General features: G+C 45.4%; 11 protein-coding genes. 9 read left to right on the top strand and 2 right to left on the bottom strand.

What is annotated here, in order from left to right; translation table 11 throughout:
- Positions 1-6: 6 nt before the first annotated feature.
- From gndA to NLX67_RS03415, 3 genes are all read left to right on the top strand, one after another.
- The gene (gene gndA / locus NLX67_RS03425; RefSeq protein ID WP_254310402.1) at positions 7-1,422 is read left to right on the top strand and encodes an NADP-dependent phosphogluconate dehydrogenase; all 1,416 of its coding nucleotides are present in this window, start codon (positions 7-9) and stop codon (positions 1,420-1,422) included.
- A gap of 256 nt (positions 1,423-1,678) precedes the next feature.
- Positions 1,679-2,434, top strand: coding sequence for a nuclease-related domain-containing protein (locus NLX67_RS03420; protein WP_254310401.1), 756 nt, complete (start codon positions 1,679-1,681; stop codon positions 2,432-2,434).
- Positions 2,435-2,501: 67 nt separating this feature from the next.
- Positions 2,502-2,714 carry a hypothetical protein gene (locus NLX67_RS03415; RefSeq protein WP_254310400.1) on the top strand — a complete coding sequence of 71 codons (213 nt, stop codon included), beginning with the start codon at positions 2,502-2,504 and terminating at the stop codon, positions 2,712-2,714.
- A 194-nt stretch (positions 2,715-2,908) separates the two neighbouring features.
- On the opposite strand, the gene NLX67_RS03410 is transcribed toward NLX67_RS03415, so the two are convergent.
- The gene (locus NLX67_RS03410; protein ID WP_254310399.1) at positions 2,909-4,075 is read right to left on the bottom strand and encodes a glycosyltransferase family 4 protein; all 1,167 of its coding nucleotides are present in this window, start codon (positions 4,073-4,075) and stop codon (positions 2,909-2,911) included.
- A 15-nt stretch (positions 4,076-4,090) separates the two neighbouring features.
- A complete protein-coding gene (gene csaB / locus NLX67_RS03405) occupies positions 4,091-5,200 on the bottom strand; it encodes a polysaccharide pyruvyl transferase CsaB (protein WP_254310398.1) in 1,110 nt (369 codons plus the stop codon).
- A gap of 313 nt (positions 5,201-5,513) precedes the next feature.
- Here csaB and NLX67_RS03400 point away from each other — a divergent pair, with 313 nt between their 5' ends.
- The 6 genes from NLX67_RS03400 (at position 5,514) to NLX67_RS03375 (ending at position 14,153) form a co-directional block, all read left to right on the top strand.
- A complete protein-coding gene (locus NLX67_RS03400; RefSeq protein ID WP_254310397.1) occupies positions 5,514-6,443 on the top strand; it encodes a nuclease-related domain-containing protein in 930 nt (309 codons plus the stop codon).
- A gap of 278 nt (positions 6,444-6,721) precedes the next feature.
- A complete protein-coding gene (locus NLX67_RS03395; RefSeq protein ID WP_254310395.1) occupies positions 6,722-7,441 on the top strand; it encodes a WecB/TagA/CpsF family glycosyltransferase in 720 nt (239 codons plus the stop codon).
- A 6-nt stretch (positions 7,442-7,447) separates the two neighbouring features.
- Complete coding sequence (locus NLX67_RS03390) at positions 7,448-8,719, top strand: nucleotide sugar dehydrogenase (RefSeq protein ID WP_254310394.1); 1,272 nt, start codon at positions 7,448-7,450, stop codon at positions 8,717-8,719.
- Positions 8,720-8,734: 15 nt separating this feature from the next.
- A complete protein-coding gene (gene galU / locus NLX67_RS03385; RefSeq protein ID WP_254310393.1) occupies positions 8,735-9,610 on the top strand; it encodes a UTP--glucose-1-phosphate uridylyltransferase GalU in 876 nt (291 codons plus the stop codon).
- A complete protein-coding gene (locus NLX67_RS03380) occupies positions 9,607-10,701 on the top strand; it encodes a glycosyltransferase (protein WP_254310392.1) in 1,095 nt (364 codons plus the stop codon). Before galU ends, NLX67_RS03380 begins: the two co-directional genes overlap by 4 nt.
- A gap of 722 nt (positions 10,702-11,423) precedes the next feature.
- Positions 11,424-14,153 (top strand): S-layer homology domain-containing protein, encoded by a 2,730-nt coding sequence (locus NLX67_RS03375; protein ID WP_254310391.1) that lies wholly within the window; start codon positions 11,424-11,426, stop codon positions 14,151-14,153.
- The last annotated feature ends 181 nt before the right edge of the window (positions 14,154-14,334 follow it).

Genomic DNA, 14,334 nt, shown 5'->3' with positions numbered 1-14,334 from the left:
TCATTTATGACACAACAACAAATTGGCGTCGTCGGTTTGGCCGTTATGGGCAAAAACCTCGCGCTTAACATCGAAAGCAGAGGATACTCTGTGGCGGTATTTAACCGGTCCGCGGATAAAACAACTGCTTTTTTACAAGAAGAAGCAAAAGGGAAAAACTTCAAGGGCGCGTACAGCGTTGAAGAATTTGTAAACTCACTTGAAAAACCGCGCAAAATTTTGCTGATGGTTAAAGCAGGTGCGGCAACAGATGCAACAATTGATTCATTGAAACCGCATCTTGATAAAGGCGACATCATTATCGATGGCGGAAACACGTTCTTCCAGGACACGGTTCGCCGTAATAAGGAACTTGCTGGTCTTGGCTTGAATTTTGTTGGAACGGGCGTATCCGGCGGGGAAGAAGGCGCGCTTAAAGGACCTTCTATCATGCCGGGCGGCCAGCGCGAAGCCTTTGAACTCGTGCGTCCGATTTTTGAAGCGATCGCTGCGAAAGTAGACGGCGAAGCATGCACAACGTATATCGGTCCAGATGGTGCGGGACACTACGTGAAAATGGTGCACAACGGCATCGAGTACGGCGATATGCAGCTGATTGCTGAAGCTTATTTTATCCTGAAAAACGTGATCGGTTTGTCAACAGATGAGCTGGCAGAAACATTTGCTGAGTGGAACAAAGGCGAGCTTGACAGCTACCTGATCGAAATCACAGCGGATATTTTCACGAAAAAAGACGACGAAACAGGCAAGCCGCTTGTTGACCTCATTTTAGACGCAGCCGGCCAAAAAGGAACAGGCAAATGGACGAGCCAAAACGCGCTTGACCTTGGCGTGCCGCTTCCAATCATTACGGAATCTGTATTCGCGCGTTTTATTTCCGCGTTGAAAGACGAGCGTATCGAAGCAAGCAAGCAGCTAAGCGGTCCTTCTGCTGCCGAGGTAAGCGAAGATCAAAAGAAAGACTTGATCGAAGCTGTCCGCCAAGCATTATACATGAGCAAAATCTGCTCATACGCACAAGGCTTTGCACAAATGAAAGCTGCATCTGAAGAGTACGGCTGGGACCTTCGCTACGGCGACATCGCGATGATTTTCCGCGGCGGCTGCATCATCCGTGCGCAATTTTTACAAAAAATTAAAGAAGCGTTTGATCAAAATCCAGCGCTTCCAAACTTATTGCTCGATGGCTATTTTAAAGACATCGTTCAAAATTACCAAACATCGCTTCGTAAAGTCGTTTCCCTTGCGATCGAAACGGGCATCCCGGTTCCATCATTCGCAAGCGCAATTGCGTACTACGACAGCTACCGCACTGAAACACTGCCTGCAAACCTGATCCAGGCGCAGCGTGACTACTTCGGCGCGCACACGTACAAGCGTATTGACAAAGAAGGCACATTCCACACAGAGTGGATGAAATAAGTTGTGATGATCCCGCTGAGGAAGTCCTCGGCGGGATTTTTTTATTGCTTGGGGCGGAAAAACTGAATTTGGGGCGGTATTATGGACGTTTGGGGCGGAAAAAACATATACCGGCCCAAGCACCACGGAAACCGCCCATAAATGAAAAATAACGCCCCAAGCGAGTGATTTTTTGTGAAGAAAGTGTAAATTTTAACCAAGTAATAAGATTTTTAAAGGGAAACATTGTATGCTGGGAGTGAAAGGGGAGAGGTCCGTGAAAAAGTCAATCCTGCATACGAAATTAACGTCACTTAATAAACGTCGCATTATACCGAGGAAAGAAGTAAAAGAAGAACTGGCACGATGCGAAGCCGGCTTTGAATGGGAACGCAAGCTGCTATATTACTTATCAGAAATTGAAGGTGCGATCAGGGTTCTTCATGATATACGCCTCCCGTTTTCCACCGGCTATACTCATTTTCAAATGGATACGGTCGTGATTACCCAGCATATGATTATCATCATTGACGCTAAACATTTTAGCGGCCACCTTATTTTTGACCGTGTGACAAGACAGCTTAGAAGAGGCAATGTCACATTTGATGATCCGATAACTCAAGTGCTCCGCCATAAGCGTGGGCTTGAACATTGGCTGGACCGCCCGATCCCAATTATGGCTGCCATCGCACTTACTCACCCGAATGTCCGCATGGAAATGACTCCGCCAGATACCTTCGACCAATCACTCATTATGTACGCTCAAGAGATTCCAGCTAAAGTAGATGAGTTTCATCAGGAGAAAAAAATTATTTTAACAAAACAAGAAGTCTATCAGCTGGCTAATAAGCTTGAACGGTGCCATCAACCTCATGACCCGGATATTATGAAAAAATTTAACGTCCAGCCGGAGCACCTGCAAACCGGTATCCACTGTGAATCCTGCCATTGCTGGCTGGTCAAGCGAGTGAAGCGAAGATGGATTTGCCTCGGATGCGGCATCTTTTTAAATCTACTGCAAAAAAATTGTTAGGAAAGTGGGCAGTAAAAAAAGAAGGAGAGGCAAAAGGAAGAGTCTATCAGCTCCCGGAAGAGTGGAAATGGGAGTAGTTTGGGGCGGAAAAACTGAATTTGGGGCGGTATTATGGACGCCTGGGGCGGAAAAAACATATACCAGCCCAAGCACTCCAGATACCGCCCCAAAACGAAAAATACCGGCCCAGAACAGCCTCTTTCCCATAGAAAAAGCTGCCCCGCGAATGAATCCGGAACAGCTTTTCTTCACTATGCTGATAGACATGTTCCGCAAATGAACATAAATTGGCATTGTTCTCAAGCGTAACGCTAATGCCTGCTGTCCGTTCAAGATCTTCTTTAAGAGAAACGTCAGGCCAGCCAAAACGCGACCAGATAGATGAGAATCGCGCCGTTCTCCATAAAAAGTGCGTCATTTCCAAAAATATTATTTCTATCACATTATGTGGATCTTAACAAAAAAAGCTTCCCCTCAAAGGGAAGCTTTATAAATAGATTCATATTTTTCCGCCGCAGCAGTATGAGAGTATTCGTTTTCGATTTTTTTCCGGGCAGCCTCGGCGTATTGCACGCCTTTTTCCGGGTGATCGAGCAATTCAATCATCGCGTCAGACAATTCCTCTACACTTTTTTCTTCCACGAGCAATCCATCGACACCGTGATTGACGATTTCTTTTAATCCGCCGACAGCACAAGCGATCAAAGGAGAACCGGAGCCCATGGCTTCCAAAGCGGAAATCGAGGTCGCTTCTTCCACACCTGCAGAAAAGACACTTGGGACCAAAACAACGTCTGCCAGTGCATAATATTCCTTAATGACACTATGCTCAACAGCACCTAATAGATGCACATTATTCCCAATGCCGCGTTCTGCGATCAATTTTTTCATTTCATCCATCGCTTCGCCCGTTCCGGCAAAAATAAGCTGCGCGTTCGGGTATTTCTCAAGTACAGCCGGAAACGATAGAATCGGGTAAATGACGCCGTTTTTCTTCGTTAAGCGGCGCGGGACAAAGAAAACAGGTGCTTCGGCATCGACACCGTGCTTCTTGCGGTATGCCGCTTTGTTTTCTGAATCCGGCTTAAAGTCATCGACATTAATAAAGTTGCGGATCGCGGTGCCGTCAATGCCGGCTTCTTTTTTCACATAATTTTTAATACGTGTATCCACAGTAATGACCGCACGTGTTTTCCGGTAGCCGTCGCGTTCCACCGCCATTAATTTTTCCGCGTGTTTCGACCCTTCTGCCACAGAACCTTTGGAAATCCCTTCATACGTCAAATAACCATGAACCGTTGTCACTGTTGGGAGTCCAGCTTTGATCGAAGCGAGCGTCGCAAACACATCCTGCGCGTTGACGATGTCATACTTTGGACAGTCCGGGCTTTTCAGCATTTCTTCCAAAAAAGCCTGGCGGCGCTGCAAAGTCCACACGTAACCGGCGCCGAGTGATGCTTTATTTAATACAAATGATGGGCCGCGTGCGATGAAATCACGCTTCCATTTCGGCACGTCGCTGAATGACAATGTATCCACCTCGTGGCCGCGTGCTTCAAGACCGATTTTCAGCGTCGCCATATGCGTCGATAAGCCGCCAAGATGCGGGTAATCATACGAAGTAGCAAGTAATATTTTCACGTTGTTTATCTCCTTTTATGATCCGAACTTTTCTTTTAATAAATCCAAATTCCGCAATGCCTCGCGGCGCAGTTCCGCCACATTTGGCGCCATGACGCCTTGCGCTTCTTCTTTATGGTCAAGCAGATAAAGGGCGTTCTCCAGCATCTTTTCCTGGTCAATTTCACCAAGGCGGAATGAATAATCCCACATGCCGGACCGCTTCAGGAAGCTTTCCACTTTTTTATCATAGCTGAGGCCGAGGTGCGGCACGTTCGATAGCGCAGCGAAAATAAGCGCGTGCAAACGCAGGCCGAACGTTAAATCCGAGCGGCGGATAAAGTTTAAAAATTCTTCCGGCGAAAAGTCCGAGCCGAGCATCATCGTTTTATCCGCATGCTTCATTTTCGCCAGTACATCATTTGAAGCCGGCACATCATATTTTCCTTCCATCGGCACAAAAACCGGTGTCACGCCGCGGCGCTCAATCAGTTCATCAAGCACATACGCCATTTTTTCAATGTAATCCGGATGATCAAACCAAGGACGTACTGTCACTGCCACAATTTTCTCGTCGCCTTTTAATGGAAGAGAGTTGTATGCGATGTCTTCTTCCTTCGACTGAAATGCAAATACGATGTCCGCTGTTACAACCGATTCCGGGCGATTGACGCCTAAGGAATGAAGGTAATCTTTTGAATACTGGTCGCGCACCGTGACGAAATCAGCCATGTTCGCGAATACCTTCATCAAAGTTTTGCCCCACGTCGATGTGACCGGGCCAATTCCTTGTGAGAAAAACATGACTTTTGCCCCGCAAAGCTTTGCCAAAAACACAATGAGTAAATAATAAGGAAGCGGGCCGAATAAAAACTTCGTCGGATACGAATCCTGAAGCAAACCGCCGCCGCCGGAAATAAGCAGATCCGCTTTGCGAAGAGCTTTTACTTTTTCTTTATTGTCATGACGCCAGCCGCGGTAAAACGACTTCACGTTATGTTCGTTTGCTGTTTTGTCCGGTGATAACGAAAACACCGTAATATCAGGATTGTCGAGCTCCGTGCGCAAATTATCGACAATCGACTTCAAAATCGCTTCATCGCCCGTATTGCCAAGGCCATAGAAGCCGGAAATCACAATTTTCAAAGGTTCTTCCTCCTCAAGAGTATATCTTGTAAAATTCTATCACTTGTGGCGGATAGAGTAAAATGTTAATTGAAGCGCAGAGCGGCATCGACCGGATTAATTTGAGATCGACCGAAAAGTTCCCCTCAGCTGCCGGAAAAATTCAGAATGGACCGGGTTACTCTTCTTAATGACCGGATTCTCGTTAATTCGGTCGTTCATCGAGTGAATCCGGTCCATGTGCAAAAAATCTGGTCCATTTAAGCGGAATTTTTTGTTTTAGCAGGATTTTTTTGTGAAGAGTCGTATGTTCATAGTGAAAGGAGTCGATCATGTGAGAAAATCCATCCTCCATGCAAAACTGGAAACGCTGAACCGCCGGCTGATTCATCCGTCAAAAGAAGTGAAAGAAGAATTAACTAAATGTGCCGCAGGGTTGGAGGGGGAGCGGCGTATATTTTATTATTTATCTGAAATAACCGGTCCTGTCAGAACTCTCCACGATATCCGCCTTCCATTTCCAAGCGGCTACACGCACTTTCAAATGGACACAATCGTTATTACCCGCTCACTCATCATCATTCTCGAAGCGAAACACATTCACGGCAAGCTTCTATTCAATCGGCATTCAAGGCAGCTTATCCGTGGATCAGATAATTTTGACGATCCCATTACTCAAGTTCATCGGCATAAAGCAGGACTGGAACAATGGCTTGATCATCCGGTTCCCATTATGCCTGCTGTCGTGCTCACTCATCCAAATGTCCACGTTACACTTCTGCCGGAAGATTCCCCTGATCGAAACTACTTGCTTTTTGCTCCGGAAATCCCTTCTAAAGTTGACGAATTTCTTCGCGGAAAATCTCCTGTTTTAACGGGAAAAGAAGTCCATCAGCTGGCTGATAGGCTGCAGCAAAACCACCGGCCCTATGATCCCAATATTATGGAACGGTTCAATGTTCAACTGCATCATCTTCAAAAGGGCATTCAATGTATGATGTGCGGAAACTGGTCAGTTAAAAAACAAAAGAAAACATGGATATGCCATTCATGCACAGCGACATTAAATAACCCCCACCTGCCTGCATTGAAAGACTACGTAAAATTGTTTGGCGTCAAAGCAAGCAATAAGCAAATTCGTTCTTTCACCGGTATCGAATCTGAAACAACAGCAAAAAAGCTGCTCCAAAAATGGTCTGTCGGACATAATGGAGGAACAAAAGGAAGAATATACACTCTGCCGGAAAATTGGAAGTGGGAATAAGAGGAATGGGTGAACCGAAAAAGTAAATAATCGACCGGATAACAATGCGTATCTGCCGAAAAAACACGAAATGGACCGGATTGCCCCACCAAACGACCGGATTTCAATTAATTCGATCGTTTTCCTCTGTAATCCGGTCCATCCAATCATAATCCGTTCATTGACCTAGATTATCCGGTCCATCCACAAAAAAACCGGTCCATTCAACAGTATGCACCCTTTCCAAAAATCTGCTATACTAAGAAAATTGAAAGAAAACGAATTAGAGGCTGGTGTGCATGAAGGAAACGTATCTTGGCGTTGATGTTTCGCCTTTAACATATGAACAAATTATCGCTTCGCTGCGTGAACGGATGGCGCAGCAGGAGCAATCCACGATCATTGCGGTCAATCCGGAAAAAGTGATCGCCGCTAACAAAAACGAGCAGGTAAAGCAGCTGATCAATTCGTCCACGTTTCAAATTGCGGACGGGGTTGGCATCCTCCTTGCGTCCAAATTACAAAAAGGCCGCATTACATCACGGGTAACGGGCGTCGATATGATGGCCCGGCTGCTGAAATTCGCCGCGGAAAATAAGCATCCGGTTTATTTTTACGGGGCGAAGGAAGAAGTCGTGACAAAAGCGATCGACAATATAAAAGCGACAAACCCGGGACTCGTCGTCGCGGGCTACACGAACGGCTATGAACAAGACGAGCAGGCACTCGTCCGCCGCATCCACGAAAGCGGGGCGCACCTGCTGTTTGTTGCGCTCGGCAGTCCGAAGCAGGAGCTGTGGATTCAGCGTAATATGCCGAATTTGCCGAATGTCCTTGTGTTTCAAGGCGTCGGCGGCAGCTTTGACGTGTTTTCAGGAACGGTCAAACGGGCGCCGGCTGCATTTCGAAAAGCAGGACTTGAATGGCTGTACCGGCTCGGGTCTGACCCGAAACGGATTAAACGCCAAATGAATTTACCGCGCTTTTTAGTACGCGTGTTATTAAATAAAGGGAGATAATTTGTCATGAAAAAATCAATCTGTGTTGTCGGTCTGGGCTACATCGGTCTTCCGACAGCGGTTATGTTTGCAAACCACGGCCATTCTGTACACGGTGTAGACGTGAATGAAAAAGCCGTCAATTTAATTAGCGAAAAACAATTGCACATCGAAGAAAACGGGCTGCAGGAGCGCCTTGATAAAGCGATTGATTCCGGTGCGTTCACGGTTTCCACCAAACCGCAAAAAGCAGATGTGTTTATTATTGCGGTTCCGTCCCCGATTATGCCGGACAAAACGGCAAACCTGGAATACGTTCGCCAGGCGACGGCATCAGTTGTACCGTATCTTGAAAAAGGCAACCTCGTTATTCTTGAATCAACAGTGCCGCCGCGTACCGTGCAGGACGTGATGCTGCCGGAGCTTGTGAAATCAAACCTTGAAATCGGCACCGAATTATTTGTGTCCCATTCACCGGAACGCGTTATTCCGGGCCGCGTATTTGAAGAGCTTGTCTCTAACGACCGGATCATCGGCGGACATACGCCGGAATCCGCACGCCTGACAACGGAACTATATCAGTCGTTCGTGGAAGGGCAGATGCATGAAACCGATGCGACAACGGCAGAACTTGTCAAAGTCATGGAAAATACGTACCGCGACATTAACATCGCGTTTGCGAACGAGCTCGCAAAACTTGCCGGCAGCCTCGGCGTTAACATTTGGGAAGCGATCAAGCTTGCAAACTACCACCCGCGTGTCAACGTGCATGAGCCAGGCCCTGGTGTCGGCGGCCACTGCATCGCAGTTGATCCGTGGTTCTTAGTGGAACTGGCTCCTGAAACAGCGAAAATGATTCACCTTGCACGCCAGACAAACGACGGCATGCCGGCTTATACAGCACAAATGACGGCAAGTATTTTGGATGCAAAAGGCATTAAAGATCCGAAAGTAGCAGTATTTGGCCTTGCGTTTAAAGGAAACATCGACGACATGCGTGAAAGCCCGTCGATGGACGTCATTGAAGCGCTTCGCAGCCGTAATGTACGGTTAAGTGCCTTTGACCCGCACATTAAGGAAAACAACATAGACGAGCAGACGCAGTCACAGGAAGAAGCATTAAAAGACACATCCGCGGTTTTAATTTTAACGAGCCACAATAAATTTAAAGAGCTTGACCCGGCAACGATTTCGAATATGAAAGACAAAGTCGTCATCGACACGAAAAACTGCATCGACCGCGCTAAATGGGAAGCGGCGGGCTTTGACGTGTACGTGCTCGGCGATTCGAAAAACTAAGGGGGAGGGTGTGTCATGAAAAAAGTACGGAAAGCCATCATTCCGGCAGCGGGTCTCGGCACCCGCTTCCTGCCGGCAACAAAAGCGATGCCGAAAGAAATGCTGCCGATCGTTGACAAGCCGACGATTCAATACATCGTCGACGAAGCGATCGCGTCCGGCATTGAAGACATCATTATCGTCACCGGCAAGGACAAGCGTGCCATCGAAGACCATTTCGATTCCGCGCCTCTTTTGGAGCATACGCTTGAAGAAAAGCAAAAATTCGAGCTGCTGCAGGAAGTGAAAAACTCCGGCGACGTCGACATTCATTACATCCGCCAAAAAGCGCCGCTTGGTCTTGGACATGCCGTCTGGACCGCGCGTAAATTTATTGGCGATGAGCCGTTTGCGGTTCTTCTAGGTGATGATATCGTGCAGGCGGAAAAACCGTGCTTAAAGCAAATGATCGAGCAGTACGAAGCGACCGAATCATCCGTGATCGGCGTCATGGAAGTGCCGCCGTCTGAAACGCACCGGTACGGCATCATCGATCCGTCTGAACAAGCTGGGCGCCGCTATAAAGTAAACAAATTCGTTGAAAAACCGAAGCAGGGCACAGCACCGTCGAACATGGCAATCATTGGCCGCTATATCTTCACACCGGAAATTTTCAGCTGCTTGAGCGATCTTGAAGTGGGCGCGGGCGGCGAAATTCAGCTGACCGACGCGATTGAAAAGCTGAACACGATCCAGTCCGTTTACGGCTATGAAATTGATGGAAAACGCTACGACGTCGGTGAAAAGCAGGGCTTTGTCGAAACAACGATCGAATTTGCGCTGCAGCGACCAGACCTTCGCGAAGGTCTGCTTACTTATATGGAAGAAAAGCTGCGGGAGTACCGGAAATGAAGCGTATTTTGCTTGCCGCCAACATGTACCCGAACACCCAATTTCCAAGCTACGGCGTCTTTGTCCAAAACACCGAGCGCATTTTAACGAACGGCGGCTTTCAGGTAGACCGTGTCGTGCTCGAAAAAAAGACATCCAAAGCAGCGAAAGCAATCGGCTATGCCGCGTACTATTCAAATTTGCTGCGTAAAGGGCTATCCGGCCATTACGACGCCATTTACGTTCATTATGCATCGCACAATGCACTGCCGCTCTTAATGCTAAAAAGAATGAAGCCGTCAGTCCGCATCGTGACAAATGTACACGGAAGTGACGTCGTGCCTGAAGTGCCATCCCAGGAAAAATATCAGCCGTACGTAAAGCAATTGCTTGAGCAGTCGTCGCTCATTATTACGCCGTCCCACTATTACGAATCACTCGTAAAAGAAAAATACGGCGTTCATACACCGATCGCTGTTTTCCCGTCCGGCGGTGTCAACAAAGCCGTCTTTCATCCGAAAGAAAAAGCGCAGGCAATCAAGGAGCTTGAACTTGATCCGTCCTGCCGCTACATTGGATACGTCGGACGCCTGGACGTCGGCAAAGGCTGGGATCACTACGTCCGTGCCATTAAGCTGTACAATGACGCAAATCCCGGTCACAAAACGAAATTTATCGCAGTGGGCGCCGGTAAAGACGAAGCAGCGTTTAAACAGCTTGTCACAGAACTCGGACTAGAAGACGTACTCATTCACTACGGCCTCATGCAGCAATCAGGTCTCGCCAATGTGTACAATGCGATTGACGCATTTGTTTTCCCGACAACCCGCAAAGGCGAAAGCCTCGGCCTCGTCGGACTAGAAGCAATGGCGTGCCGCACGCCGATTATTGCCAGTGCGATCGGCGGCATCTTAGATTACGTGCAGCCCGGCGAAAACAGCTGGCTGTTCGAACCAGGCAACGCCGAAGCGCTCAAAGACCAGCTCATCGCTTTTGATCAGCTGTCCCAGGCAGAGCGTGATGCAGTCGCCGAAGCTGCTTATCAAACCGCGATGGAATACGAAGAATCCGCCATTCAGCCAAAGCTGATTTCTATATTTAATGAATTATAATAGCTGTACCCCGTCCGAGCGAACCGGATGGGGTATTTTTTTGAATAAATCCAGTTCATCCTGTCAGACAAACAGCTAGTTTAAAGAGAAAAACTGCCGATGATGCTTTTATAAAGGTCATTTACCAGTATCAATTCCTTTCGCTCAATCTCCTGCTATTAGCACATATCTTTCGAAGCGAAACTCGTAATATCCAAATCTTAACTCTACTAGATAAAAATAAAAACTAACAATAAGTGAAACCGAGCCGATATAAAGAGAGACTCAACCAAAACTAGTATGTTTTATGACAGCTGAAACATAACTGTAATCATACTTTTCGGTGATTCATTGTCTTTTTTTTGCCATAATGCGCCAAACGTTACAAAATTTATTACGGAAAAAAGTTTAACTTTGTCTAAGATATGGTATATAATGAAGAAGCTATGAAGCAAAAGGCGACAATATAACAAATCATTTTCATTATCTTTACATATGTATTACAAACATTACGTTTTTAATAATTTATGGAAAATGATAAAAAATGGTTGAAAAAAAGCCCTAGTTTGATAGAATATTACATGAGTTACGAAACTGTTAAATTCTCCTTGCAATACACATCGTTTCATCAAATGAGAAAAACAGCTAGAAACTCACATCACATTGTACGAAACAATCAGCTACGCGCTGTTTGATTTCATAGAAAAAACCACAATCTACACAAAACAGGAGGAAATTATTACATGGCTTACCAACCAAAGTCTTATCGTAAATTCGTTGCTACAGCAGCAACAGCTACTTTAGTAGCAACTGCAGTTACACCTGCATTCGCAGCAGAAACTGGTGCAGCAGCATCTTTCACTGATGTTTCAGATCGTTACAAAGAAGCCGTTGATTACCTGGTAAACAACAAAATCACGCTTGGTCTTACTGAAACTTCATTTGGTACTGAGCAATCAATCAAACGTGTGGATGCGGCTGTAATGATCGCAAAAGCACTTGAAATTGAAATTTCTGACCGTGCTGATTCTGGCTTCTCAGATGTTCCTGCTCGTGCAAAATTATACGTTGATGCCCTTAAAGCAGAAGGCATCATTAACGGTAAAACAGCAACAACTTTCGGTTCAGAACAAAACATCACTCGTGGTGAAATCGCTTTGATCCTTGCAAAAGCATACGGCCTTACTGGTGATGCTGATGTTAACTTCACAGATGTTGGCAGCCGTTACACAGATGCTGTTGAAGCATTAGTAGCAAATAAAATCACGCAAGGTAAAACAACTACATCTTTCGGTACTACAGATGCAATCAAACGCGGCGAGTTCGCAATCTTCCTTTACAAAGCAGAAAAAATTGTTGAAGTAACAGTTCCAACAGTTGTAAACGCAAGTGCGGTTAACAACGGAACTTCTGTAACAATCTCTGGTAAAGTTGAAAACGCGTCAGCGGCTTCTATCGTTATCCTTGATTCAGAAGACAAAGAAGTATACGACCAAAACGTATCACTAACTGCAGACGGCACATTCTCACAAACAATCGCTCTTCCTGAAGGCAACTACACATACGAAGTACGCGCTGTTGAAGGCACAGAAGAATCTGCAGCTAAAGCTGGCAGCTTCCGTGTAACTCTAGCAGACGTTGAAGCAGCAGCTGTTACAGAAGCTACTTACGATGACGATATTGCTGATCAATTCGTAGCGATCACAGTTGACGGCAAAAAAGTTAATGCTCAAGACCTAATCAATGCTGGCTACACTGTACAATTCCAAGCATTCGATTCTAAAGCAGCTACAACTTCAGATGATGTAACAGCTAACTTGTTTGCCGGCGATGCCTCAACTGGTGAACTAAACACTGATCTAGCATCAGCTTTCGGTGCGCCAATTCCAACATCAGGTCTAGATCTTTATGCAAAAGTAACATTGACAAAAGGCTCTGAAGTTATTACTTCTGGATTGTCAAAAATCACTATCAAAAACCTTGACCTAGCGGCAGATTCAATCACTAGCGCTAGATTGGTGAACGGTGGAGCAGATGCAGATGTAGCAGTAACGACTGATAACTTCCGCCAAAGCAGCTCAACGCTTGTTACTGGTGAAACAGCAGTATTTGATCAGCTTAAAGTAAAATCAGGTTCTGACGAAGAAGAAGTAATTTCTGGATTCACAGTTAAATCTTCTAACCCTGCTGTCGTATCTGTAGCGACAGATGATGTAACTGGTGTTAGTACATTAACTGCTCAAGGTCCTGGTACTGCAACAGTAACTGTGACTTACGGTGGAGCTACTTTAACTAAAACAATCACAGTTACAAACGCAGAACGTGAAGCAACAAAAGTTTCTGTAGATAAATCAACAGTAACTGTAGCTGCTGAAAATGGTTCTACTACAGTTAAAGTGAAGCTATTAGACCAATATGGTGACCCAGTAGCTGTCATTGCAGAAAATGCGCTTCCTGCAGATAATAACGTGAATTTAGTACAATCTAATCCTACTAAGGTATTAGCAGTACTTGAAGATTCAGAAGATGAAACTGGGGAAGCTACTTTAACGCTTACTGGTCAAGATGACGGTACTGGTTCATCTACAATCACATTCCGTGATGCTGCAGGCGTTAAAATTGGCACAACTTCAGTAACAGCTAATGTAACAGCAAATAATGACTTGGCTCAATACTCACTTGCAGTTGACACTGATATTTCTGCAACTGATATAACTGATGTAGGTGCTACTACTAAAGATCAAGTTTCTACTGATGCAACGCTTGACAATCAATCAGATAAATTCTTGAAACTTAACATTAAAGGCTTGAACTCTGCTGGAGTAGAAGTAAGCGATCAAGAAGTTGATGGAACTAGTGACGAGTACCTTGTTACAGTTAATCCTTCAGCACCTAATGTAATTGCTGGCGTTACTAGCGAGGATGGCTACCTTGCTGTAGAAGCAGGTACGAAAACTGGTACAGCAACAATCACTGTAACAAATGCTAATAACAGCAAAATCGTAAAAACATTCAAAGTTACTGTAACAAGCGTTGGTTATAACGTAACGGGCGCTGCATTGAAAAATGTAGAGGCACCAACTTACGCTCAAACATTAAACTATGAAGACTTCTTAACATTTACAAAAGCTGACAAAGACCCAGTAATCTCTGGTCTTTCATTAACTAAAACTGTAGCTCAACCAGTCCGTTTGGATCTTGATGGTGGCGAATCTAACACTGCAACTGATACTTCAGTTCAAGGTTCACTATACATCGATAAAAACGCTGATGGCGAATTTAACTTAGATGATAGCCTTGTAGGTCGCGTAACAATCACTACTACTGGATCTATCGATGCTGCTGTAGGAGCAACTCTAAATCCTGTAGACGGTGTTGATGTTGCTTCAGGCGATGATGGTACTGTATTGTTCAAAGTACTAGACTCTGAAGAAAACGTAGTTGCAACTAAAGCAGTTAGCGTTGACTTTTAATTAACTCTTAGTCATCTGACAAAGATTAATTAATAGAAAAGCTCTGTAGGGAGAAATCCTTACAAAGCTTTTTCTTTTCTCTGTTCATCTTATTATCTGTATCAAACTACTTTTCAAGCATTTAATATATTAATAGATAAGAAAGAATAATCTTTTTATCTGAATCCCTAATTCCCCTGTG

The organism is Domibacillus sp. A3M-37 (assembly GCF_024213455.1).
In the GTDB taxonomy this organism is placed as follows: domain Bacteria; phylum Bacillota; class Bacilli; order Bacillales; family Domibacillaceae; genus Domibacillus; species Domibacillus tundrae.
The sequence above is the reverse complement of the archived record's forward strand: the minus strand, read 5'-3'. Positions and strand labels throughout refer to the sequence as shown.

Coding starts and splice junctions, on each gene's coding strand:
- gndA (WP_254310402.1), top strand. CDS start 7: ATGACACAACAACAAATTGGCGTCGTCGGTTTGGCCGTTATGGGCAAA.
- NLX67_RS03415 (WP_254310400.1), top strand. CDS start 2,502: ATGGGAGTAGTTTGGGGCGGAAAAACTGAATTTGGGGCGGTATTATGG.
- NLX67_RS03395 (WP_254310395.1), top strand. CDS start 6,722: ATGAAGGAAACGTATCTTGGCGTTGATGTTTCGCCTTTAACATATGAA.
- NLX67_RS03390 (WP_254310394.1), top strand. CDS start 7,448: ATGAAAAAATCAATCTGTGTTGTCGGTCTGGGCTACATCGGTCTTCCG.
- galU (WP_254310393.1), top strand. CDS start 8,735: ATGAAAAAAGTACGGAAAGCCATCATTCCGGCAGCGGGTCTCGGCACC.
- NLX67_RS03380 (WP_254310392.1), top strand. CDS start 9,607: ATGAAGCGTATTTTGCTTGCCGCCAACATGTACCCGAACACCCAATTT.
- NLX67_RS03375 (WP_254310391.1), top strand. CDS start 11,424: ATGGCTTACCAACCAAAGTCTTATCGTAAATTCGTTGCTACAGCAGCA.